Raw genomic sequence first — 23,292 nt, 5'->3', positions numbered from 1 at the left:
AGGATTGAGAGTTGGGGGATGAAACCTCCATTCTTTAAAAAGGGAGGAAGGGAAATATGTCACACTTAAAACCAGAAGAAACAGCGTTGATCGTTGTTGATGTACAAAATGATTTCTGTCATGAAGAGGGGAGCTTAGCACAAAAAGGAGCAAATCTAGAAATGGTTAGTAGTATGATTACTCCTTTAGAAAAAGTGATTGAACAAGCAAGAAAAGCAGAAGTAACAGTTATTTTTATTCAGACCATACATGAAGACAGTACGGATTCGAAGACTTGGATGAAACGCTTTAAAAATAAAGAAAAGCCAGATGTATGCAGAAAAGGGACATGGGGCTCTGAATTTTATCGAATTGAGCCACACGCTGAAGATATTGTCGTGATAAAGCATCGTTACAGTGCTTTTATTAATACAAGACTAGAATCGGTGTTAAGAACGAAGGGAATTAAGTCATTGCTGGTGACAGGAATTAGTACAAACGTATGTGTAGAATCGACTGCAAGAGATGGTTTTATGCTAGATTACCAGGTGGTGCTATTGGAAGACTGTTGTGCCTCTTTTTCAAAGGAAGCACACGAAATGACTATAATCAATATTGATGAATATTTTGGGGATGTGACAACCTCAGATCAAATTTTAAACAAATGGATGACACCCGAACCATTAGTACGGACATTCTAGATTGTAAGAAGTGTAGGTGAATGATCGATGGGAAAAGCCAATTCTGAACATATTGTTTTACCGATAACTAAAGAAAAAACAATTGCACCAGTATTTATTCTGTTAGTAGTGTGTCCTGGTGCTTTTTTGTCTCACTTTTCCGCAGGATTGATTAATATTGCTTTACCTCAACTGTCATTATTTTTTCAAGCTTCTCTCAGTATTACACAATGGGTGATCACCTCCTATTTATTGGCAGTAATGATTAGCTTACCTCTAATGGGTAAGCTAGCAGATTTATTTGGATTGAAAAGGGTACATAATATTGGATATATAGTGTTTGGGGTAGGTGTACTACTATCAGCAGTTTCCTTTTCCTTGTTTTTTTTAATAGCAGCAAGGATTATTCAAGGTGTTGGTGCTGCTATGCTACAATCTACTAACATGGCGATTATCTCAACGAATTATCCGGACGAAAATAGAGGGAGAGCATTAGGTATTATTGGAACCTCAGTTGGGTTAGGAGCGTTATTAGGACCGTCTATAGGTGGATTATTGATCAATGTCTTTTCGTGGAACATATTATTTTGGATACAAGTACCGATCATTATTGTTGTATCTGTATTATCATTTCGTTTTATTCCCAGCGATAATCCTGAACGGGCAAATAAACCTTTTGATTATTCGGGAGCTGCAATGTTTGCCTTTGGTATCACTGCAGTTATTTATGTATTAACTATGATAGGGGATGATGGGTTTGCTCTTTACTTGCTACCTGTTTCTTTGACTGGTTTTATAGCAATATGGTTATTTATTAAAAGAAGTTATCAAATAGAATCCCCATTTATTCGACTTTCGTTATTCAAACCGCCTCTTATAAAAATAGGAGGTATCACGATTATTGTTAGTTATTTGACTACATTTTCTACAATGGTTGTTATTCCCTTTTATTTAGTAGGTGTATTGGAAGTAAGTACATCTTTCGCAGGAATATTATTAATGGCATATCCTTTATTTATGGCAATAACTGGACCAATCAGTGGAAGTCTAGCAGACCTTTTTGGTAGTAAAAAGGTGGTGATAACTGGATTGGGTCTCATGTTGGTTAGTTTAGTGGGGTTAAGTTTTATTTCATCAGTAACTGTTACTTGGAAGATTGCCACTTTATTATGTCTACTTGGAGTAGCAATGGGGGTTTTGACATCACCAAATTATACATTGATAATTGGTCAAGTATCTAAAGAATTATTAGGGACAATGAGTAGTGCAATCGCTTTGCTAAGAAATTTAGGACTGGCATTAGGTTCTGCCTTCGGAGTAACATTTATGAATTTGTGGGTAGAAGGATCAATAACGGAATGGATGAGCGGAGGTGATCAAAGTCAATTAGGTCAAGTTATCCTTGGATTTCAAAGTTTTTTTTGGTTTCTGTTGTTCATTAATACAGTAAACTTATTATTGAGTATCAGGGTTTTTGCAGAAAATTAAAGGAATCCCTCTGAGAGTATCTCTATGGGGATTCCTTTGTAAGGAGTTTATTATTTATACGCTCTCTGCAACTCCACCACATCAAGCTTCTTCATTTTAAGAGTAGCTTGATTAACACGTTCAATTCGTTCTGGTGTGCCTTCTCTCATCATTTCATCCATTTCTGTTGGCACTATTTGCCATGAAATTCCGTACTTATCTTTTAACCATCCACATTGTTCGGATTCAGGAACCGCAGACAGTTTGTCCCAGTAGTAATCAATCTCTTCTTGTGTGTCGCAATTTACCATGAATGAGACTGCTTCATTGAAATTGAATGGATGATCTTGAGCACTGTCCATTGCTGCAAACCAATTATTTTCGAGCATGAAGTCCGCAAACATAATTGTTCCTTCCTTGTCAGGCTCCATCCCTCGAGGATAGCGGGCAATTTGTCCCTGCCGTGAATTTTTAAATAAGGACAAATAAAAATGAATCGCCTCTTCCGCTTTTCCGCATCTTTCTCCAACAAACATTAGCGAGGGTACTATTGTAGGGCGCTCTTCACCTTCTGGATCGGAGAGGATTAATTGCCAGGACAGACCATACTTGTCTTGAATCCAACCATATTTCTCGCTAAATGGATATTTATCAAGTGGCATTAATACCGTGCCCGCTTCGGACAATTGGTTCCAAACGTCATCTAATTTCTCACTCGCGTCTTTCTCTCTTGAAGGATCAAAATTAACCATAAAAGACACTGACGGGTTGAATGTGAAATAAGGGCCTGCGCTAATTGCCATGAATTGGTGTCCCCACAGCTCAAATGAGATTAAATCAGCGTCACCTGATGGAGTTTCTTTAAGAACTGTACGATTTGTAATTCTGGAGTCAGGAAAAATAGTCGTATAAAACGTTGCAGCTTCATTCGCTTCCTTGTCATACCATAAATGGGGAATAATATTTTGATTACGTATGGACATAGTGCTTCCTCCTTTTTGTTTTAGTTTATCATTTGGATTCGAGCTGGATTTCTTATAATTTGCTATATACACCACGGTTTAAGGACCAAAAATATAAGTCCCCCAAAGAAAGTAAAAGGGAAGGAAAAATAAGATGACAATAGCTAAGTTACCAAAGCATCCAATATTTCCTGCAATTCTAGTTATGGAATCAACTGGTTGAGATTTGAGAAGTAACCAGCCAGTAAATCCAATAATAAAACCAATAACACTAAGTCCATAAAAAACTATATAGGTTGAGCCGAACACAGAAATATTTAATAGAGCGCTAGAAATCGAGAGAAGTAAAAAGGTAAAACCTAACCAATTCCATGTTTTCACAGATGTCTTTAGCAAAAAATTCTCCTTTCTTTAAACAAAGATTAGCTTAAAGAATATGAAAGAGGGGTAACAAGAACGATTAAGTCTAACATCACCATTCATCAAAGAGAATGCTCAAATAATCTCCGTGACCACGTAGAAGTTCCACTTCATCTTTTGATGAAATGAAAGGTTAGTCCTTCTTCCTCTCCTCCACCTGTTGGCTGATAATGCCATTCATCGGGTGCGTCAGATATATTTATTTTGTAAAAAAACCTATGATGAATAGCTCCATCATTATTTCTCCAGTAGTCTTCCGCAATCAATTGTTTCACTTCAAAATGCTCCAATCCTGTTTCCTCTTGGATTTCTCTAATCACCGCATGATGTGTTTCTTCTTCATTATTTACTGTACCTTTTGGAATTTGTATTCCAGCTTCAGAAATAGAATGTTGAAAAACCAATACTTGCATTTTTCCTTCTCTAAGCCTTGTCACATAGCCGTAAGCTTTTTTTATCGGAATCAGGATAATCACTCCTTTTAAAAGAAATAAAAACTTATAGCATATCATTCTATTGGTATCCAAATCTCCATCTCATACTCATTTGTTTCTTCTTTTCCGAACATATTAGTTGCTACCATTTCAATTTCGGGCATTCCTTTTTTAATATGATAACCTTGCTCTTCGAATATGTTCCATAGTTTTCTATAACTATTCGGAATTTCTTTAGCATGACCAATATGGTTAAATACCACATATTTTTGTGAAGGAAAGGTATGTAATGTCATTCCTTGTTCAACTTTGTGGAAATCAACAGACTCTATCTCCATACCACAAGTGTAGAAATAATGGTCACTTCTTGGAGGGAGACATACTCCAACTATTTTACTTATCTTGTACTTACTAAAAAAACGATATGATTTCTCTAATAATTCCGGAATAGGATAAACAATATCTCCATTCCATTTTCCTGCTCCACTAAAACCAATTAATACAAATGAACTTTTGATAGCTTCTTTAAATTCCATAGTCTCGTCCTTTACTTCTCCTTATTTTCCCATAGGTGCTTACATGTCCGCGTACTGAGTAAGGGAATGGATTAAGAGTTCATGCCTCTTTTTTTATGCAAAAAACATACGTTCTGATTAAATGATACCAAATTTAACCAAGTAAGCAAAGGTATTTATCTTTTGTAGTAAATTTACGTTTTTTTACTAAAGGTTCATGTTTATTTAACATTAGTAAGGTATCCTTGGAGTAAGGAGGGATTAGATGAAATTTGCTCTAATAGGTGACTTGCATTTTCCAAAAGTTGATTCTAGTGTTGAAGGATTGGAAGAAGCGAAGTGGGATTTCTATCGTTCTTTTCTAGCTCATTTTCTAGGTAGTGAAGCGGATATACATATTTCTCTTGGTGACTTAACTCATTATGGTACTACAGATGAGCTTGAAGAAGTTTATCAGATCATTAATAGTAAAGATAGAAATTTCTATCATGTATTAGGTAATCATGATTTGTATGCACAATCTATTGAAAATGTCTTAAAAATAACTGGTCAACCTTTATACCATACAATTGCTAAAGGAAATGCGATTTTTGCCTTTTTGAATACTGCAAAAGAAATGGATTATGAGGATTGGGGTGGATCCATTAACCAAGAGCAATTGGCTTGGTTAGAAGAAGTCGTCGAAGCATCTGGAACAAAACCACTCTTTGTCTTTGCACACCATCCGGTATACAATACAACCTCCCGCTCTGATATCGATAAATTATCTATCGACTCCAACATAGATATGTGGCGCGTCTTAGAAAAGAAAAAAGGGCAAGCGGTTTATTTTAATGGCCATAACCATCAAAACTCTATAGTGCACCAAGGTAACTGGACATTTGTGCAAGTTGCGGCTTGTTTAGATGAGCAAGCATGGCGCGCGGTAGAGCTCACAGATAATCATATCATCATTTCTCATCATCAAGTCACGAATCCTCTAATGTCGAACCATGCAGCATTTGTATCCGAACATATGAATTATTTTCATCCTACACCGGAAGCGGCAGGTACAGAGAAAGATATACAATGTGTACTTCCGGTTGATGCGATTAGTAAAATTACAACATAACCTGAATTAAACCCCAAGATATCCCTATTACTAGCCGCACCAATGATGCCTTTAGCTTTATTAATTGTTAGCTTATTCTACAATTTCCTCATGTTATACTGATACTAAGAAAGCGTTTAATTATCCTGCATAGAACCTTATGGAGGCAGTTGAAGGAGGAACATGATGCAAGTAAATGTAGCATATGAGATTAAGGCATTGCTCGGTGAAGGTCCTTGTTGGGATGAAAGCAAGCACGTTTTATATTGGACTGATATTACAGGAAGGGTAATTCACCGATTTGATCCCAAAATAAGGCAGAATGACACATTTGAAATTGGTCAGTTAGTCGGAGCAGTTGTTATAGCAGAAGATGGTCGATTAGTTTTGGCAACGGAACATGGCTTTCATTTTTACGATATGGAAACAGAAGAAATCACGGCAATACAAGATCCGGAAGCAGACATACCAGAAAATCGCTTCAATGACGGAAAAGTTGATCCTGCTGGTAGGTTTTGGGCAGGAACAATGCAAAAGCATAATAATGAACCTGAAGGCTCGTTGTATTGTTTGGATAACACACTAGAAGTAGAAACAAAGTTATCTGAATTACGAACTTCCAATGGTATGGCATGGGATATGAGTAACCATCAAATGTATTTCATCGATACACCGACCAGAAATATTTATGTGTTTGATTATGTACTAGAAACTGGAACAATAAAGAATCAACGTGTTGCCTTTCGGTTTCCCAAGGATTATGGTTTTCCAGATGGAATGACAATTGATGCAGAGGGGATGCTATGGATTGCAGGATGGGGAAAAGGAAAAATAAGTAAATGGAATCCGGAAACAGGAGAGGCATTGTCTTCGGTAGGATTACCGGCGCAAAACATTACATCCTGTACGTTTGGTGGAAAGGAATTTGACACCTTATATATCACGACAGCAAGAGAAGGAATGACCGATGGCGAATTAGAAGAGCTTCCACTGTCAGGTAGTTTATTTTCTATTCAACCTGAAGTAAAGGGATTACCGGCCAATCGATTCAAAAGCAATGTATAATTTAATCGGATGAACTATAAATCAACTAATCTCCGTAAATATGGAATAGATCTAAATAGATTCTATTTCCAAAAGAAGTTCTTGTAAAAGTTGAAGCTATTGCAAAATAGAAGAAATAACAATAATAATCTAGCAGGAAAAGGAGTAGACGATTAATTACTCCTTTCTTTCTGCATTTATTGATTTTTCGAAAACAATTTTGTTCTGGTAACTATTACTATCTGTAATAATACATTAATATGTTTTTTACATTTTTTACCTAATATTAAAATGGAATTCATATAATTGTGGTATTCTATAAGTAAGAATAAATGAAAGCAGAGTGTGTCCAACGTCAAAAACGTATCACCCCGAGATATAAAACTTCGAATAAGCAATAACTTCATAACATTGAGTTTTTCTTCTCTAGAATGTCAATCCTTTATCAAGACATAACACAATACTTATTCAATTTTTGTTTACATCCTAAACTTAGGGTGTGACAATAGATGGTTCCATTTCCATAAACAACAGGGATTACAAAAAAATATATGGAACTTTCAATAAATTAAGAAAGGAGGGTTGTATGATGACTACTGCTATAAACAAATCATCCTTACTATTATTTACTGCATTATTGGATTTTATTGCTAGAGTATTAAATGTAGGTCAGGAATTAGCTGCTTCAGATAAGGTTCAAAAAAATGCAGGATGGTGGGTTGTTGTCTACATGGTTGTTGCAATTGTAGGTATAGCACTTTTAATGTGGGTATGTCAAACATATGGTAATGGTGCTGATTACGGTGGGAAATTCAAGATAGGTCCGGTATCCCTTTCAGTTTGGTGTAAGTAATCCACCAAAGGCATAGGGTTTTAAAATCCTATGCCTTTCCAAATTACCACAGTAGGAGTGTAAACTATGATTTCTTTATATATTAAGAAAAAAAAATACAATGCTTTTGAACTAAATGATATATCAATGGAAATTATACCTGGAAATATTAACCTGTTATTAGGACATAATGGTGCAGGTAAAACTACAATTATTAAATCATTATTTGGTCTAATTGAGTTTGATGGGGAGCTTATCATAGATAATCGCCAATTTTCCTTTGATTCTCAAGAAGATGTAAATTATTTTAAAAGTCAAATTGCCTATCTACCAGATAATATTTCCTTGTTAGATTATTTAACACCAACGGAATATTTCCAATTAATGCAATCTTCAAATGGAGTTGAGACCACTAATGAATATTTAGAAAACTTAATTGAAATTTTTAATTTAGAAAAGTACATGAACGTTCCGATTAGAAACCTTTCACATGGAAATAAAAAGAAAACACAAATTGTATCTCAATTGTTTAGAGGAACTAATTTTCTAGTTTTTGATGAACCGACAAACGGTTTGGATCCTGATATGATCATCACTCTAAAGCGGGTTTTAGATAAACTTAAATCGCAAGGGATAGGCATTCTCATCTCGACACATGATTTGAATTTTGGTAAAGATTTATTTGATCATATTGTGATATTAAGAGATGGGGTGATGAAATTAAACAGTACGAAGGAAGAAGTAAAAAGTAAGTTTGGGAATATTATGCTAGAGGATTTATACACAAAAGTAAATAAAGACTATTACAAATATATTGAGGAGTTATTAGATGAACTTAATATATCAGGTAGTTAAGAATGTCGAAGTTAAGAAAATTACTGAAAAGATAAGATCTTTCATAATCAATAATCCATCCCATTCGCTATTAATAGCTTTAGGTTTAATCCTAATCTACGCAATATACGGGACGGCATCATTACAAATAATCACACATATGGAATTAGAACTAAAAGTGATTTTTATTAATTTAGTTAAGATAAGTTTAATCCTAAGTACATTCTTTGTCATTATATTTAGAAATATATTTAAAACAAATGACTTTGTGTTTTTCTATTTAAATACAAGGGTAAAAGCTTATCAGATTATATTAAGTAGAATCATATTACCATCCGTTTTCTACTACATTTTATTAGTTTTGGCCTCACTACCAATTATGATTAGTGTGATTATCAAAGACTACACTATTGATCTTGCATATTTATTATTGTTACTCGTAATATTTATTATTAGCTATTTTCTTTGCTTTACAATATGGATGGTTATCAATGTTTTCATTGTCAAGTTCACGGGTGTGAAGGAAAGGTTTTGGTTACATACTTTCATAAAAGTAGCTGTAATAGCAGGTCTCATTATGATCATTAACCCTGTGGAAGTATTAATAGGGGGAACTTCATTACTTCATTTCATTGTCATCATTTTATTAGGCATTAGCGTTTCTCTTTTATTCGTTAAAATCTCTTTAAAATTCTTAAATAATTGTTTTATGCAAAAAGATGCAGGCACCCTTTCACCAAAATACACGCCAAAGCAATTAGACTACAACAGTAAGTTCTTACTTCAAAGCAAACTAGAAACAATCCATTTCTTTCGTAATCAAGTTTTTGTGGAGCAAGGATTTTTCTTCATTATTTTAATGGTTCTGGTCATCGGTCTTTATTATAGTTTAGAATTAGTTAATTTTTCACTGATTTATTCAATGTTAATTAATTTTGGTTTGAAAGAAATTATGTTGCTGTTGCCGTTAACTATTGGCATTCATTTTAGAGAATACATGCAAGCAATTTATTCGTTGAATGTCGGGAAATATCAGTATTTTTTATCGAGATTATTGATCATTTATCTATTAAATTGTATCACTTACTTTGTATTTATAATGATTAGTTATGCTATTACTAGAATGGAAGTGTATGGGATACTTGAGACTTTTATTAGCATAGCGTTTATTACGATGTTATCTACTCTGGTTGGTTTTGTAATCAAAATCAATGAACTAAACAAAGTATATGTCATCATTATATTATTAATTTCGGTAAATATTTTTGACATGTTTATTAAACAGTTGTTTAATCATCCAATCCTTGTCCAGTTTACATATATATCACTTGCTGTAATGTTATTTCTTATCATTGAAACTATCTATTTAAGGAGACCAATCGTGAAATGACGTTATTAACGTTTTTGATACAATTAATGCTTGCTACATTACTTGTGCTAATTGTACATGAAGTAGGACATATTATTCCTATCATGCTATTTAATATTTTGGAAGGGAAGCCGTTCTATTACTTTGGTATTGAAATTAATTTTAAGTATTTTTATGTTACTCACGAAAAGTTTGATCATAACATTAGAAATTTAATTGTAGCCATTTCGGGTTGTTTGTTTCCAATATTTGTAGCCATTTTAATGTTTAATATTATTGATACTGCTTTTACAAGTTTGTTCATATTATTAGCGTTTGGCAACTTGATAATGCTACACCCTAATTTACCAGACGGAAAGAATATTATAAATATCTTAACAGAAATGAGGGATAATAGTGGCAAAAATATTTAAGGCTATATCGAGTGGGTTGAGTGTTACATTTTTATATGTTTTAGTTGTTTTTATTACACCGATTATTCTACTGTTACTAGAATCAAATGTCTCATCAAATCCCACAATTTTTGGCTTATCTCTTTATAATATTGAAGTAGAGGAAACTACATTTACTACTGAAGCTACATTTTTTGGAATTTGTATATCCTTTTTAATAGGGTTAATCATTCACTATGCAATACAGTATTTATTTGGATCTAAAAAGTCTGTAATAGAATAATTATTTTCACACTTGTTAATAGTTCTTGATACTGAAAGTTGTTCAATCTGGTTAAGTGAGAGAGATAAACTAAGATTTCAATGAACAATATCGATATATTCAGCAGAACACCTTGCTGAAGAGAATGCTATTTCGTAATCCTTCTTATGATTACAAGCAGTTCGCAAGATAAAGTAATATCCCTGATTAATTCTTAAAGAGTTGATCAGGGATTTTTGTATGCTTTTCATTTACAACGAGATAATGTTCGCCTTATTAATTAGTTATTTTTCAGGACGAGCTTCATATAATGAGTAGGGGGAGATAATTATAGAGAGGGGTTTTGGTATGAAGGGGCTTTTTATGAGTATGATGGTATTGATTTTACTCACACTGGTTGCTTGTGGTTCTTCAGACACGGATGGAGATAACGATGGTGGCGATACAGATAGTGATAACACCGAAACCAATGAGGGGACAGAAGCTAATAACGAAGATGATGAAGCATATGTCTTGAAATTTGCGCATGTGGTCAGCCCTTCTACAGCAAAAGGGAAGGGAGCAGAGAAATTCGGTGAGTTACTGGAAGAGCGAACGGATGGGCAAATAACAGTAGAAATTTATCCGGACTCTCAACTGGGCAGTGATCGAGAGATTTTGGAGCAAATGCAATCTGGTACCGTTCATATGAATGCTCCGTTTACTGGTGTTCTTCCAACTTTTGTAGAAGAGTTTGAAGTATTTGATCTACCTTATCTTTTTGAAGATCGAGAGCATGCTTTTGAAGCAGTAAATGGGGAGTTAGGGGACTATCTAAGTGAGAAATTAGAGGAACAAAACTTAAAACTAATTGGTTTCTGGGATGGCGGGTTTAAGCATTTTACAAACTCGAAAAGGCCGATTGAAATGCCAGAAGATTTAGATGGCTTAAAGATGCGTGCGTCACAAAGTCCTTTATTAATTTCACAATTTAAAGCCCTAAATGCGGGTGGGGTATCAATCGATTTTTCTGAACTGTATACTTCCTTGCAAACAGGTACTGTCGACGGTCAGGAAAATCCTTTGTCGAACGTTATTAGTCAAAAATTTTATGAAGTGCAAGATTATGTCACGTTAAGTGCACATGGTTACATGGGATACCCTCTTATCATTAGCCAGTCTTTCTATGCCAGTTTGTCCGCTGATCTGCAGGAAGCGGTTGAAGAGGTGGCAATGGAGGTAACGGAATGGCAATGGGATGTGTCAGAAAGTGATGAAGAGGAGTATATGCAGATATTAGAAGAGGCTGATGTGGAAATAAATGAGTTGACTAGTGAGCAGAAAGAGGCTTTTAAGGATGCTTTAAGCGGAGTATATGATGAATTCCATGATAAATTTGAGGATGCGGATAAGATCATTGAGTTAATTGAATAGAATGACATCATTAAGGTGGGATAAGAGCGAGGGATCGCTCTTATTTTACACTATAACCATGTAATTAATTTGATGGTTGCTAATATAAGCTAAGTTTAAGGGGGCTTTGTATGAGCAAGGTCAATCAGTTTATTAATCATATCGAAGAAGGTTTTGCTGTTATTTCTATGATAATGGCTTCTATATTGATTTTTATACAAGTTGTATTACGTTATCTATTTAATTATTCTTTGATTTGGTCGGAGGAGGCTGCCCGCTTTTTAATTATTTGGCTAGTTTTGATTGGTAGCAGTATTGCAGTCAGGGAAAAAGGACATGCGACAGTTGATGCACTGGTCACCTTTCTTCCGCCGGCAGGAAAAAAGGTGTTTTCTGTCTTTGCTAATTTAGCGGGGATTATTTTTTGCTTGATCTTGATATGGACAGGTGTTGAGATGGTTTCCAGTGTAGTGGAGCTCGGAAATGTTACGCCAGCATTGGGTGTACCAATGGCGATACCGTATTTGTCCATCCCAGTTGGTGGAGGGTTGATGCTGTTTCGTTTTCTTCAAATGCTATATATAGATGTGAAGCGGTCTTATTCTGATGAGGAAGAGCATCCAGAGGAGGTCGTGGAGAAATGATTTTATTCATTTTTATCGCTTTGCTGTTGGTTGGTGCACCGATTGCTATTGCTATTGGAATAGCTAGCTTTGTGGCGATGTATCAGCAAGGAATTTCACTAGATGTCTTTGCACGGACACTTTTTTCTGGGATTGATTCCTTTACATTGATGGCAATACCATTTTTTATTTTCGCTGGAGATTTGATGTTGTCTGGTGGAACATCGAAAAGAATCATTGATTTTGCTCGTAAATTGGTTGGGTGGACGACTGGTGGATTACCGATCGCAGGGGTGATGTCCTCCATGCTATTTGCGGCATTGTCAGGTTCTAGTCCCGCTACAGTAGCAGCTATTGGTGGGGTTATGATTCCTTCTTTGCGTGAAGCGAATTATTCTAGAAATTTCTCTGTTGGTTTAATGACAGCAGCTGGATCTCTAGGGATTATCATTCCTCCAAGTATTACACTGCTGGTTTACGGTTCTGCTGCTGAAGTGTCGATTGGAGATCTGTTTATTGCAGGAATTATGCCAGGGGTTTTTATTGGGCTTGTTTTAATTGTAGTCAGCTATCTGATTGCTAAAAAACAAGGGCATCAGCCAGAGAAACGAGTAAGCTTCGGAGAACTGATACGATCGTTCTTGAACGCATTTTTAGGGATTTTGTTACCAGTTATTGTGTTAGGTGGTATTTATATTGGTGTTTTTACACCGACAGAAGCGGCTGCTGTAGCAATTGTTTATAGTTTGCTAGTTGGGTGTTTCGTGTACAAAGAACTTACATGGAAGAAAATATATCGTGTAACTCGAAAAGCTGTCATTACATCATCCATGATCATGTTAGTGATTGCAGCATCAAATGTGTTTAGCTGGTACCTAACTTATGAAAATATTCCAAAGGAAATCGCTGCCTTTTTCTTAGAATATGCAGATACTAAGATTATTTTCTTGCTTATGGTATTTGTCATTTTGTTAGTGGTTGGGATGTTCATGGATACAAGTGCAGCAGTATTAATTTTTGTTCCGTTATTTTTACCGATTGTATACGAATTTGGTATTGACCCGATTCACTTTGGAATTATTATGATTGTTACGTTAGCGATTGGGATGTTAACACCGCCATTTGGACTCAATCTTTTTGTTGCATCAGGTGTGAGTAAAACACCTTTTTCCAATGTTGTTCAAGGAACCTTTCCATTTATTATCGTTCTGATTATTGCTGCTCTGTTTATTTTATTTATTCCCGGATTATCTTTGTTGCTGATTTAAACTAGTGATGATCAAGAAATCATAGATCGTTTTCTCTCAACTAAAGTTCGATGCAAATTCAAACTTACTGGAAGATAAGAATAAAAAGGACAGTGCCATTAACTCGGTACTGTCCCTTTTGAAAGTACAAAGTTAGGTTATCTATGCGATCTAAGAACACACTTCCCACTTCTATGCAATTCATTATAAGCGATTGCATAGAATCGGTATAAAAAGACCAATAATACATAACAGTCCGTCACATAATTAGGTAAATGGATACAACTTTCGATTAATATTTGTTATAATTAATAAAAATATATTGAATAAAGGAACGTTTAAATGGATATTTTAGATGTGATTGATTGGAAAGTTGATGATAAACGTCAAATTTCTGGAACAAGGGAGAAATATTGGATCATTGAGCCATATTCTAATAAGTCATTTATGTTTAAAATTCCTACAAAGGATACAGGAGAGGCTTGGGCAGAAAAAGTTGCTTCTGAAATAGGTAAATTAATTGGATTAAATATGATGGATGTACAATTTGGTTTCCGTAAAAACACACTAGGAGTTGTTGCCAAGAAATTCACGAATGGATCCGATGAATTTTATGAAGGTGGCGACCTTATTATATCCGAAGATGGAAGAATTTAATAGATATTCTTTAGATCATTATTACGTTCATCATATTTTCCAAGCGTTATCATATTTTGAATTAGAAACTGCTTTCGTATCTATACCCGTATTTGATGCGTTAATTGGCAATCAAGATAGACATTGCGATAATTGGGGAATAATTCGGGCTAAAGGTCAATATGTTTTAGCACCAATATATGATAATGGTGCATCCTTAGGATTCAATTTAAAACAAGAACGTCTTACAAAGATGTTAAAGGACGACCGGATGTTTCAAGCATTTACGAATCGCAGTTACTCATTAATTGGGATCCAAAATAAACAAAAACCAAAGCATATAGAGTTATTGTTCGAACTTAAGAAGAATTATTCTAGAGAAATACAGGATGTTATCTCACGATTTACGATCCTGAATAAAACAAACATTCAGAATATATTAGATGATATCCCTGATTCTATTATGAATGAGGTATACAAAGAGTGGGTACTTAAACTTTTATTATACCGGAGAGATTGGTTAATTAATAGGTTAGGCGGGAGGGAAAATCAATGAAGAGACGACCATTTGTTTTATGGCTAGTTTGGCAGAATGTTGAAACAAGACAAAGGTATCATATTGGTAATTTATATTGTCTGGATGGCAAATATACTTTTTCTTATGAATTAAGTGGAAAGAGAAGAACTTTGCTAGAGGCGATGGAAAATGGTTACCGTCCACATCTCGCCTTTCGAGATATTAATAAAACGTATACCTCTAAAAGGCTGTTTGATGCTTTTGCGCGGCGTTTACCTGATAAAAGAAGACCTGACTTTCCAGAGCTTTTGCGAACACTTGGGTTAAGTGAAGATTATTCTGAAATGGATTTATTACGTGCTACAGGAGGAAGATTAGGAACCGATCCTTATGAGTTTGTTGCTCCAATTTATCGCCAACAATCTCATTTTGATTTTGATTTTTATGTTGCTGGTTGGCGTTACTATGAAGGGGAATTAGCATTAAATGAACTAATTGAAGGTGACGAAGTTCAATTTGAAATAGAAAAGGAAAACCCTAAAGATAGTAAGGCAGTGATGGTAAAGAGTGCAGAATCTAACTATCACTTAGGCTATATTCCAGCTTTTTATAGTGGTTTTATGTATGAAGTTCTAAATAATGGAGGAAAGTTCAAAGCCACAATATCTACCATTAGAGAACATGCAAAACCACAGTTAAAAGTTAATATTTTTGTTCATGGTAACTATAGCTATTATTTACAAGAGAGAGATAAATTTGACATTATGGTGAATGTTTGAAGCATTTCACTTAATCATGGTGCTAACGATCCATAATCTCACTTTATAGAGTTACCCCTGATTAATTCTTATTTAGATTAATCAGGGGTATTGTTGTTGACTATACAATTGTTTTAGATTTAGACCTTAAATATATGCAATGTGTTAAATTACAATAGCAATTTTATAGTTTAGTAAAATAAAAAAATAAGGAAGGGGCCCTTTCTTCATCATGATTGATTTTTTTCAGAATTTTAATCCAATCATACAAGCTCTTATCGCTACATTATTTACTTGGGGAATGACTGCATTAGGAGCCAGTCTCGTTTTTGCAACGAAAAGCATCAATCAACGATTAATGGATAGTATGTTGGGATTTGCTGGCGGTGTCATGATTGCTGCTAGTTATTGGTCTTTGTTAGGTCCTTAGATTGAATTATCTGAAGGAAACACAATTGGAGCATGGTTTCCAGCAGCTATTGGTTTCATGTTAGGTGGTGTTTTCTTATGGGGGATTGATAAGATTTTACCCCACTTACATCCTAATACCCCTGTTGAAGAAGCGGAAGGAATTCATCAGAATAAAAGAAAAAGAAGTACACTGCTAGTTCTTGCGATCACGCTCCATAATATCCCAGAGGGTCTGGCAGTCGGCATTGCTTTCGGTGCCCTTGCGAATGGCGGAACAGAAGCTTCTTTAGCTGGTGCTATCACATTAGCACTCGGCATTGGTATTCAAAACTTTCCCGAAGGTGTCGCCGTTTCAATGCCATTAAGAGCAGAAGGAATGTCTCGATCCAAAAGCTTTCAATACGGACAATTTTCGGGAATGGTCGAACCGATTGCTGCTGTCATTGGGGCATTTGCTGTTTCTTTTATCGAACCATTACTACCGTACGCTTTAAGCTTTGCGGCTGGTGCGATGATCTTCGTTGTAGCAGAAGAAGTGATTCCGAGTTCACAAGAAAAAGGTAATAAAGATTTGGCTTCGATGAGTTTAATGATTGGGTTTACATTAATGATGATTCTCGATGTAGCACTAGGTTAATTGATTCAAGGATATTTAAAGAACAGAAACACGAGCATCTTGATGTTCGTGTTTTGTCGTAGTTAGCATGCTAATAGGAGCTTGTAACTTCTTTCTTAGGATGGATGTATTTTTGTGGATTATAAATTATTGGATATTATATTAACTTTGTTGGATTTTTTAGATTGATGTGATGTGAGATAATCCTTCTGAAAGCGATAACAAAATGGAGGGTTGATTTATGAGAAGGTGGAGCAAGCATGTATTTTTAGGATTGATTATTCTATTCATTAGCTTATTAACAGCATGTTCGGGAGATAGTGGAGAGGAAACGGCATCCGATGATGGAGATAGTAACGCAAATGGCGATGCTGTTGAATTGACATTCTGGAAGTCAGAAGATGTTGGTCGAGCAGATTATCAAGCATTTATGGATATTGTAGAAAAATTTGATGAAGAGAATCCAGACATTGATCTTCAGGTGGATACGACACCTAATGCCGATTACCGAACGCGTTTAAATACGCAGGCTGCTGGTGGACAATTACCTGATATGTTCCAAGTATGGCCGGGAGCAGAGTTAGAGCCGCTTGTTGAGGGTGGTGCCGTGCAACCAATTGACGACATTGTCAGCTATTGGACAGAAGAAACAGGATTATTGGATGAAGAGGATTTTGCAGACTTTTCAGTGGATGGTAATCCTTATGCAGTACCAGCAAACACCAATCCAACCCATATGATTTTTTATGATAAAGATATGTTAGCAGATGCAGGGTATGAGGAGTTTCCGTCAACATATGAGGAATTTCTTCAACTCATAGATGACCTGAACGCGAATGATATTACACCAATGGCATTAGGTAACTCAGATGCATGGGTCTTGCAATCGGTTTATATTTCTACGATTGCTGATCGATTTACCGGTAATGATTTCTTAGAAGGTGTTGCAAATGGTGAAAGAGCATTTACAGATTCTGATTTTGTCCAATCACTGGAAGTCATTGATGAACTAGTAAAAAAGGAAGCCTTTAACGAAGATTTGAACACAATAGATAGTTCGCAAATGATTGACTATTTCCTTCAAGGAAGAGCAGCAATGGTAATGGACGGAAACTGGGGTATTTCTGCAATTTTGGAAAATATGCCAGAAGATAAAAATGTTGGTGTTTCCATGATTCCGCTCAATGATAAAAAGACGATATCAACTGTAGCTGGAACAGGCGTTGCGATCAACAGTGAGTTGGAAGGAGAAAAATTAGAGGCAGCCCATACATTCTTGCAATATGTTTACAATCAAGACTTGTGGGAAGAACTAATTAAAGTTGGTCGACCGATTATTGCAAATGTAGAGGTGCCAGATGATGCAGAACTTCATCCACTACAAGAAGAAATGCTCGACTTAATTGCAGAGTCTGATCCAGCACCAGTTTATGATGCAACATTGATCCCGGCGGTGAACGATCAATTAGAAAATGAACTGCAATCGATAACGGTCGGTGGTTCGACTCCGAAAGAAGCAGCTGAAAACATTCAACGTGTACAAGAAAGTGAACAGCAGTAGTTGATAGCCTGAGTAAATAAGTAGAGTGTCTTACGGGATACTCTACTTTTTGCTCATATGAAAGTGTTATACTCTACTTATAATGAAACATGGAGTAATAGGAGCAATCAAGTATGCGATATATTGACTATATTAAAAACAGCTTAAAATGGAAATCAGTTATTATTTTTCTTCTGCTTGTTACCATTCCAAGCGGATTAATCGGATCAATTGTTCTCTATCAATCTAACAAAATATTAAAAGAACAGATCATTACCACGACTCATCGGAATTTGAATAATATGGAGTCTCAACTGAATAATGTGATCGATGAAGTGGAAGAAATCTCAAGGTATATGATTTACAGTCAGGAATTTCGGGATTTTATGACGTCGCCGGCTGTTACGGGGGAAGACTATAACCATTTGAATCAAGTTCGTAACAATCTCAATGGTTTTTTCGTTTTCCACCAATCGGAAAAAGATTACTTTCATTCTGTTGAAATCGAAGGACAAAACAAACAAGTACTGTCTGTAGGCGAGGCTGTTGAAGGAAATGAAACTCGATGGATTAAACAGGCAAAGAATAGAGAAGGAGAAATACTGTGGACCACGCCTTATCCTTTGTATAATCTACGAACCAGCCAAGATGAAGAAGTGATCAGCCTCTATCGAGTTATTAACAATCTATATAATATTCGAGAGCCAATCGGCCTTATCCGCATTCGTCTTGATCTACAATCACTTTATCAACATGTGACAGACGGTTTTACAAGTGAACAGCACCAAGCCTTTCTTGTTCATAATCAGAAACAAAATATTACGTCTTCAGATATCGGACCGGAATTTAGCTATCAAGCGTTTATCGATCATATTCAATCAGAAGGAGAAAGTTTCCAACTAGAATCAAATGGTGACGTGTATTATGGTGTTTCGAGATATATCGAACCGATTGATATGCATTTAGTTTCGGTAGTTAGTGAAACCTATATTTTATCCGAAATGAAAGACATCCGCTCTACTTTTGGTTATATGATTTTGATCGCCGTGTTTATGGGATTAATGACGTTTGCTGGATTTGTATTCTTTGTTGTGCGTCCGATTCTGGAATTAACAAGAGAAACAAAGCGGTTAGAGCTTGGCGACTTTACGGCACAGGTGCAAGTTCGATCGAAAGATGAGGTAGGTCAGCTAGGTTATCGATTTAATTCAATGGTTGAGCAAATTCAGCGGTTAATTGACAATAAATATAAGCTTGAAATTCAAAATAAGTATTCAGAATTGAAAGCGTTACAAAGTCAGATCAACCCCCATTTTCTTTATAATACGCTGGACATGATTCGCTGGACAGCTCGATTGGAAAAGGCACCGGAAACGAGTAAAAGCATTGAGGATTTATCGACGTTGTTTCGGATTACACTTAGTCAGGGCAAAGTATGGATTCCATTAAGAGATGAGCTAAAATATGTCCAAAGCTATATGGAGCTGCAGAAGAAACGATTAGGTGATACTTTTCAGTATGCCATCTTTATCGAGGCAGGATTAGCCGATAGTATTGTTCTCAAATTAATTCTGGAACCACTTGTGGAAAATAGCTTTAAACATGGCTTTCCACAATCACAAGAAAATAAAAATACTACGATCCGTTGTTATCTGAAAGGTGAGGTAATGATAATTGATTGTTTAGATAATGGGAACGGAATAGATACGGAAAAGGTTAGAAAGTTGCTTGATACGACAGAAGAACAAGATAGTTATGCTTTGAAAAATGTTCATGATCGTATTACCAATTCATTTGGCAAGGATTTTGGAATTGAGTTAATAGATGTGGAAGAAGGTGCATGTGTCAGATTAAACCTTCCTTGGATAAAAGATGAGCGAATACTGAATCAGCTAATAGAAGGAGATGACAGATGAAATGACATTAAAGATGTTGATCGTAGATGATGAACCATTAATATGTCAAGGATTATCCGATACGGTTCCTTGGGAGGAAGTAGGTATCGATGTGGTCGGTGCTGCTCCTAATGGCAAGAAAGCATTGGAAATAATGGAGAAAGAGAAGGTTGATATCGTGATTACCGATGTCTATATGCCTGAAATGGATGGCCTTCATTTATCGAAAGCAATTGTTGATTGTTTCCCTGATGTGACTATTGTTATGATTAGTGGTTATGAGGAATTTGAGTATGCACGCCAGGCACTTCGTATTGGTGTCCAGGATTATTTATTAAAACCAGTTGATATTGATGAATTAATGGCATTAGTTAAGCGGGTAAAACAACAGATGCAAGATACGAGGAAGGAGGAGCAGGTCAAGCAAGAAACATTGTTAACCAACTATTTGACGCAGCAGCTATTTCATCTGCCTGATAGCTATCATCTCGCAGAAAGAATCCAAGATCAAGCATATCCGTTTCGTCTTATGTTACTAGAGACGATAAATTATTATAAAACAGATCAATCATCATTATCATCAAAACATATAAAACACGTTATTGATAAATACGAGGTGTCTTCCATTTTTATCGAGACACATGAAAACCAATTAGCCCTATTTCTTTATGATGACGAGGAGATTTCGGATCAAGCAATCAACCATCTCACTTCTGCAATGATGGAAACCTTGGATAACGAAGTTTTTATCGCTATTTCCTCCAGTTGTCATGATTTAAACCAGATTTCTGTTCTGTATCACGAACTAAACAAGAGGTTAAGCTTTTATCGTGGTACAGCCACCAAGGTAGTGACGGATTTAGAAGCTATCCCGCCTAAAAAAACGTACAACGTAGACAAACAGTTAGTTGTAGAGATTAGTGATGCTGTATTTCGACAGGACAAGGCAGAAGCAACGAAAAAGGCAGATCAGCTATTTACTGAAGTAACACAAAAACAGCTAACCCTTGAGCAAATAAAAAAAGTATTTCTGGATCTACTAGATTCTATCAAAGAAAAAGGTCAGGAGACTACTTTTGAACAGCAAACTTTTAGGCTGAATAAGGAAATCGATTTACTTATTTTTAATAGTGTAGAGGCTCTTCATGCCTTACTATTAGAGGATCTAGAAGAAATGATTGATTATCTAGAGAGCTCGTGCGACAATCACTGGATCATTCAACAAGCCAAGCAATATATCGAGAAAAACTATCAGAAAGATATCAAAGCAGTCGAGGTGGCGGAGGCTCATTATATTACCCCCAATTATTTCAGTATGCTTTTTAAACAAGAGACAGGTTACAGTTATTCAGAATACTTAAATACGATTCGGATTAATAAAGCGAAAGAGTTGCTTACCGAGACCTCCAACAAAGTGTTTGAAATAGCGGAGTATGTCGGGTACAGAGAGTATAAATATTTTGTTCAAGTATTTAAAAACTATGTTGGGATTACTCCTACGCAATTTCGTCGGCTCCATTCCATAGAAAAATAGATATAATGTTAACTTTATAGGATTTTAGAATAATGTAAGCCCTTTTATAATGAAGGAAAGTTAGTAGTTGCAGGGAGTGATCACATGCATTTATTAAAGAAACCGTGGATTATCGCGGTGGGTGTTATACCAGCTTTGGTGATTTATTTAATTTTTAGCATTGTTCCAATCTTCATTTCTTTCTATTATTCGTTGATGTCATGGAATGGCTTTTCGGAAATGCAGTTTATTGGTTTAGCGAATTTTAAAGAAGTATTTCAGGATTCTGTTTTTTGGGTATCAGTAAGAAATAATATATTAGTTGTCCTTGCGTCTGTATTTGGCCAAATTCCAATAGCTTTAGCATTAGCGCTATTGTTGAATCGAAAAATGAAAGGTGCTAAATTTTTTCGAACGATTGGGTTTATGCCAGTCGTTATATCTACTGTTGTTATTTCGATTACCTGGCGTATGATCTACAATTCAGAATATGGTATGATTAATAACTTTTTAGAAGCAATAGGGTTAGGGTTTCTTCAGCAAAACTGGCTTGGTGATCCAACATGGGCAATGGTTGCTGTTTGTATCACGATTATATGGCAGTTTGTTGGGCTGTATTTTATTATTTTTCTGTCTGCTTTGCAAACGGTACCAAGTGAAATATTAGAAGCAGCCGATTTAGATGGTGCTTCCGAATGGCAAAAGACTATTCATGTGGTGCTTCCGTCGATATGGAATATTATTTTAATTTCGGTTGTTCTATGTATTAGTGGCAGCTTAAAAACCTTTGATTTAATTTTCGTCATGACTTCAGGTGGGCCAGCCAATTCAACAGAGGTGATGGCTACTTATATGTATGGCAAAACCTTTGAGGGGCTTCGTTACGGGTATGGTAGCGCAATTTCTGTTTTAATCTTTGTCTTTAGTATTGCTCTTATCCTGATAACAACTAAATTACTCCGTAGAAGAGAGGTGTAGGTTATGCGTGAATCAGCAGTTCATTATGATACGGTTTCTAAACAGGCACGCAAGCGAAAAATCGTCAAACGCAGTACGATTTATTTGATTTTATTTTTGTTTACCATAGTTAATGCTTATCCAATATTTTGGATGATTATGAACTCGTTTAAAACAGGTCAGGAATTTTCCTTTGATCCATTTGGTTTGCCAAACGAGTGGGTGTTTACCAACTATGTGGAAGCATGGGTAACCGCCAATATTGGGTCATATTTCTTTAATAGTTTATTTGTCGGCATTGTCGCTTTACTTATTTGCATATTGGTCGGTGCATTTGCTTCCTACTTCTTGTCTCGCTTTCAATTTAGGGGAAGAAATCTATTATACGGCTTTTTTGTTGTCGGTTTACTAGTGCCCATTCATGCTACATTGGTACCGATGTTTATCTTAATGCAAAAGCTTGGTTTCTTAAATACACATTTGGCACTGATTTTTCCTTATGTCGCATTTAATTTGCCGATTACGATTTTCCTTTTAACTAGTTTTATGAGTTCCTTTCCGAAAGAAATTGAGGAATCAGCCATTATGGATGGTTGTGGTCCGTTTCGAATTTTCTGGTCGATCATTTTGCCGATGAGTCGTCCAGCGCTAGCCACTGCTGTTATCTTAAACTTTATTAATAACTGGAACGAATTCTCATTTGCCTTAGTATTGATTAATGATAAAGCTTTAAGCACTTTACCATTAGGTTTAGCGAATTTTGCTGGTGAGTACACCACTAATTATACTGCACAAATGGCAGGGTTAACGCTTGTATTAATTCCAACCATTTTGTTCTATTTAATCATGGAAAAACAAATCGTCAATGGCATGACACAAGGTGCTGTAAAAGGTTAGAGGAGGATTA

At 35.7% G+C, this 23,292-nt stretch carries 24 protein-coding genes and 1 pseudogene; 21 read left to right on the top strand and 4 right to left on the bottom strand.

Translation table 11 applies throughout. The annotated features are described in order from the left end of the window. The first annotated feature begins 56 nt into the window (after nucleotides 1–56). Nucleotides 57–680, top strand: a complete 624-nt coding sequence (locus tag D569_RS0101035) for a cysteine hydrolase family protein (protein ID WP_018930535.1) — start codon at nucleotides 57–59, stop codon at nucleotides 678–680. Nucleotides 681–707: 27 nt separating this feature from the next. Further along, nucleotides 708–2,147 (top strand): MFS transporter, encoded by a 1,440-nt coding sequence (locus D569_RS0101030; protein ID WP_018930534.1) that lies wholly within the window; start codon nucleotides 708–710, stop codon nucleotides 2,145–2,147. A gap of 50 nt (nucleotides 2,148–2,197) precedes the next feature. Here the strand turns inward: D569_RS0101030 and D569_RS0101025 are convergent, their stop codons facing one another. From D569_RS0101025 to D569_RS0101010, 4 genes are all read right to left on the bottom strand, one after another. Further along, complete coding sequence (locus D569_RS0101025) at nucleotides 2,198–3,109, bottom strand: VOC family protein (protein ID WP_018930533.1); 912 nt, start codon at nucleotides 3,107–3,109, stop codon at nucleotides 2,198–2,200. A 78-nt stretch (nucleotides 3,110–3,187) separates the two neighbouring features. Next, nucleotides 3,188–3,484: a hypothetical protein gene (locus D569_RS0101020; protein WP_018930532.1), complete on the bottom strand. Its 297-nt coding sequence runs from the start codon at nucleotides 3,482–3,484 to the stop codon at nucleotides 3,188–3,190. 134 nt (nucleotides 3,485–3,618) lie between these two features. Continuing rightward, nucleotides 3,619–4,020, bottom strand: coding sequence for an NUDIX domain-containing protein (locus D569_RS23380; RefSeq protein ID WP_018930531.1), 402 nt, complete (start codon nucleotides 4,018–4,020; stop codon nucleotides 3,619–3,621). Then, nucleotides 4,017–4,478 (bottom strand): GyrI-like domain-containing protein, encoded by a 462-nt coding sequence (locus D569_RS0101010; protein WP_018930530.1) that lies wholly within the window; start codon nucleotides 4,476–4,478, stop codon nucleotides 4,017–4,019. The genes D569_RS23380 and D569_RS0101010 overlap by 4 nt, the downstream gene beginning before the upstream one ends. A gap of 244 nt (nucleotides 4,479–4,722) precedes the next feature. Between D569_RS0101010 and D569_RS0101005 the strand changes: the two genes are divergently transcribed. The 19 genes and pseudogenes from D569_RS0101005 (at nucleotide 4,723) to D569_RS0100920 (ending at nucleotide 23,282) form a co-directional block, all read left to right on the top strand. Next, on the top strand, nucleotides 4,723–5,568 hold the full coding sequence (locus D569_RS0101005; RefSeq protein WP_018930529.1) for a metallophosphoesterase family protein: 846 nt from the start codon (nucleotides 4,723–4,725) through the stop codon (nucleotides 5,566–5,568). Nucleotides 5,569–5,730: 162 nt separating this feature from the next. Beyond that, nucleotides 5,731–6,612, top strand: a complete 882-nt coding sequence (locus tag D569_RS0101000; RefSeq protein WP_245548471.1) for an SMP-30/gluconolactonase/LRE family protein — start codon at nucleotides 5,731–5,733, stop codon at nucleotides 6,610–6,612. 565 nt (nucleotides 6,613–7,177) lie between these two features. Further along, the gene (locus tag D569_RS0100995) at nucleotides 7,178–7,444 is read left to right on the top strand and encodes a hypothetical protein (protein ID WP_156822844.1); all 267 of its coding nucleotides are present in this window, start codon (nucleotides 7,178–7,180) and stop codon (nucleotides 7,442–7,444) included. Nucleotides 7,445–7,510: 66 nt separating this feature from the next. Beyond that, nucleotides 7,511–8,278, top strand: coding sequence for an ATP-binding cassette domain-containing protein (locus tag D569_RS0100990; RefSeq protein WP_018930526.1), 768 nt, complete (start codon nucleotides 7,511–7,513; stop codon nucleotides 8,276–8,278). 556 nt (nucleotides 8,279–8,834) lie between these two features. After that, nucleotides 8,835–9,647, top strand: coding sequence for a hypothetical protein (locus tag D569_RS24200; RefSeq protein ID WP_156822843.1), 813 nt, complete (start codon nucleotides 8,835–8,837; stop codon nucleotides 9,645–9,647). Then, complete coding sequence (locus tag D569_RS0100980; RefSeq protein WP_018930524.1) at nucleotides 9,644–10,039, top strand: metalloprotease family protein; 396 nt, start codon at nucleotides 9,644–9,646, stop codon at nucleotides 10,037–10,039. The genes D569_RS24200 and D569_RS0100980 overlap by 4 nt, the downstream gene beginning before the upstream one ends. Further along, a complete protein-coding gene (locus D569_RS0100975; RefSeq protein WP_018930523.1) occupies nucleotides 10,023–10,301 on the top strand; it encodes a hypothetical protein in 279 nt (92 codons plus the stop codon). The genes D569_RS0100980 and D569_RS0100975 overlap by 17 nt, the downstream gene beginning before the upstream one ends. 342 nt (nucleotides 10,302–10,643) lie before the next feature. Beyond that, entirely contained in the window at nucleotides 10,644–11,693 is a 1,050-nt protein-coding gene (locus D569_RS0100970; RefSeq protein ID WP_245548470.1) for a TRAP transporter substrate-binding protein, read from the top strand. Nucleotides 11,694–11,803: 110 nt separating this feature from the next. Continuing rightward, a complete protein-coding gene (locus D569_RS0100965; protein ID WP_018930521.1) occupies nucleotides 11,804–12,316 on the top strand; it encodes a TRAP transporter small permease in 513 nt (170 codons plus the stop codon). After that, nucleotides 12,313–13,563: a TRAP transporter large permease gene (locus tag D569_RS0100960; RefSeq protein ID WP_018930520.1), complete on the top strand. Its 1,251-nt coding sequence runs from the start codon at nucleotides 12,313–12,315 to the stop codon at nucleotides 13,561–13,563. The genes D569_RS0100965 and D569_RS0100960 overlap by 4 nt, the downstream gene beginning before the upstream one ends. Nucleotides 13,564–13,884: 321 nt before the next feature. Beyond that, nucleotides 13,885–14,199, top strand: coding sequence for a HipA domain-containing protein (locus D569_RS24770; RefSeq protein WP_245548469.1), 315 nt, complete (start codon nucleotides 13,885–13,887; stop codon nucleotides 14,197–14,199). Further along, nucleotides 14,138–14,734, top strand: a complete 597-nt coding sequence (locus D569_RS23375) for a HipA domain-containing protein (RefSeq protein WP_245548468.1) — start codon at nucleotides 14,138–14,140, stop codon at nucleotides 14,732–14,734. The genes D569_RS24770 and D569_RS23375 overlap by 62 nt, the downstream gene beginning before the upstream one ends. Beyond that, a complete protein-coding gene (locus D569_RS0100950; protein ID WP_018930519.1) occupies nucleotides 14,731–15,474 on the top strand; it encodes an HIRAN domain-containing protein in 744 nt (247 codons plus the stop codon). Before D569_RS23375 ends, D569_RS0100950 begins: the two co-directional genes overlap by 4 nt. A gap of 211 nt (nucleotides 15,475–15,685) precedes the next feature. After that, nucleotides 15,686–16,501: pseudogene (locus D569_RS23370) on the top strand (ZIP family metal transporter). A 220-nt stretch (nucleotides 16,502–16,721) separates the two neighbouring features. Beyond that, nucleotides 16,722–18,041: an extracellular solute-binding protein gene (locus D569_RS0100940; protein ID WP_018930516.1), complete on the top strand. Its 1,320-nt coding sequence runs from the start codon at nucleotides 16,722–16,724 to the stop codon at nucleotides 18,039–18,041. 113 nt (nucleotides 18,042–18,154) lie between these two features. After that, nucleotides 18,155–19,936 carry a sensor histidine kinase gene (locus D569_RS0100935; protein WP_018930515.1) on the top strand — a complete coding sequence of 594 codons (1,782 nt, stop codon included), beginning with the start codon at nucleotides 18,155–18,157 and terminating at the stop codon, nucleotides 19,934–19,936. Between the two features lies 1 nt (nucleotide 19,937). Beyond that, nucleotides 19,938–21,449 (top strand): response regulator transcription factor, encoded by a 1,512-nt coding sequence (locus D569_RS0100930; RefSeq protein WP_018930514.1) that lies wholly within the window; start codon nucleotides 19,938–19,940, stop codon nucleotides 21,447–21,449. Nucleotides 21,450–21,533: 84 nt separating this feature from the next. Further along, on the top strand, nucleotides 21,534–22,406 hold the full coding sequence (locus tag D569_RS0100925) for a carbohydrate ABC transporter permease (protein WP_018930513.1): 873 nt from the start codon (nucleotides 21,534–21,536) through the stop codon (nucleotides 22,404–22,406). 3 nt (nucleotides 22,407–22,409) lie between these two features. Next, nucleotides 22,410–23,282: a carbohydrate ABC transporter permease gene (locus D569_RS0100920; RefSeq protein ID WP_018930512.1), complete on the top strand. Its 873-nt coding sequence runs from the start codon at nucleotides 22,410–22,412 to the stop codon at nucleotides 23,280–23,282. The last annotated feature ends 10 nt before the right edge of the window (nucleotides 23,283–23,292 follow it).

The sequence above is a fragment of the Gracilibacillus lacisalsi DSM 19029 genome, from assembly GCF_000377765.1.
GTDB classification, from domain to species: Bacteria; Bacillota; Bacilli; order Bacillales; family Amphibacillaceae; genus Gracilibacillus; species Gracilibacillus lacisalsi.
Note: the sequence above shows the minus strand (reverse complement) of the source record. Positions and strands in the feature narration are given on the sequence as shown.

Excerpts from the sequence above, each read along its gene's own strand:
- D569_RS0100940 (WP_018930516.1), top strand. The coding sequence starts at position 16,722 with ATGAGAAGGTGGAGCAAGCATGTATTTTTAGGATTGATTATTCTATTC.
- D569_RS0101010 (WP_018930530.1), bottom strand. The coding sequence starts at position 4,478 with ATGGAATTTAAAGAAGCTATCAAAAGTTCATTTGTATTAATTGGTTTT.
- D569_RS0101005 (WP_018930529.1), top strand. The coding sequence starts at position 4,723 with ATGAAATTTGCTCTAATAGGTGACTTGCATTTTCCAAAAGTTGATTCT.
- D569_RS0100960 (WP_018930520.1), top strand. The coding sequence starts at position 12,313 with ATGATTTTATTCATTTTTATCGCTTTGCTGTTGGTTGGTGCACCGATT.
- D569_RS0100950 (WP_018930519.1), top strand. The coding sequence starts at position 14,731 with ATGAAGAGACGACCATTTGTTTTATGGCTAGTTTGGCAGAATGTTGAA.
- D569_RS0101030 (WP_018930534.1), top strand. The coding sequence starts at position 708 with ATGGGAAAAGCCAATTCTGAACATATTGTTTTACCGATAACTAAAGAA.
- D569_RS23380 (WP_018930531.1), bottom strand. The coding sequence starts at position 4,020 with ATGATATGCTATAAGTTTTTATTTCTTTTAAAAGGAGTGATTATCCTG.
- D569_RS0100920 (WP_018930512.1), top strand. The coding sequence starts at position 22,410 with ATGCGTGAATCAGCAGTTCATTATGATACGGTTTCTAAACAGGCACGC.
- D569_RS0100925 (WP_018930513.1), top strand. The coding sequence starts at position 21,534 with ATGCATTTATTAAAGAAACCGTGGATTATCGCGGTGGGTGTTATACCA.
- D569_RS0101035 (WP_018930535.1), top strand. The coding sequence starts at position 57 with ATGTCACACTTAAAACCAGAAGAAACAGCGTTGATCGTTGTTGATGTA.
- D569_RS23375 (WP_245548468.1), top strand. The coding sequence starts at position 14,138 with ATGGATCCGATGAATTTTATGAAGGTGGCGACCTTATTATATCCGAAG.
- D569_RS0100995 (WP_156822844.1), top strand. The coding sequence starts at position 7,178 with ATGATGACTACTGCTATAAACAAATCATCCTTACTATTATTTACTGCA.
- D569_RS0101025 (WP_018930533.1), bottom strand. The coding sequence starts at position 3,109 with ATGTCCATACGTAATCAAAATATTATTCCCCATTTATGGTATGACAAG.
- D569_RS0100980 (WP_018930524.1), top strand. The coding sequence starts at position 9,644 with ATGACGTTATTAACGTTTTTGATACAATTAATGCTTGCTACATTACTT.
- D569_RS0100935 (WP_018930515.1), top strand. The coding sequence starts at position 18,155 with ATGCGATATATTGACTATATTAAAAACAGCTTAAAATGGAAATCAGTT.
- D569_RS24770 (WP_245548469.1), top strand. The coding sequence starts at position 13,885 with ATGGATATTTTAGATGTGATTGATTGGAAAGTTGATGATAAACGTCAA.
- D569_RS0100970 (WP_245548470.1), top strand. The coding sequence starts at position 10,644 with ATGAGTATGATGGTATTGATTTTACTCACACTGGTTGCTTGTGGTTCT.
- D569_RS24200 (WP_156822843.1), top strand. The coding sequence starts at position 8,835 with ATGATCATTAACCCTGTGGAAGTATTAATAGGGGGAACTTCATTACTT.
- D569_RS0101000 (WP_245548471.1), top strand. The coding sequence starts at position 5,731 with ATGATGCAAGTAAATGTAGCATATGAGATTAAGGCATTGCTCGGTGAA.
- D569_RS0100990 (WP_018930526.1), top strand. The coding sequence starts at position 7,511 with ATGATTTCTTTATATATTAAGAAAAAAAAATACAATGCTTTTGAACTA.
- D569_RS0100930 (WP_018930514.1), top strand. The coding sequence starts at position 19,938 with ATGACATTAAAGATGTTGATCGTAGATGATGAACCATTAATATGTCAA.
- D569_RS0100965 (WP_018930521.1), top strand. The coding sequence starts at position 11,804 with ATGAGCAAGGTCAATCAGTTTATTAATCATATCGAAGAAGGTTTTGCT.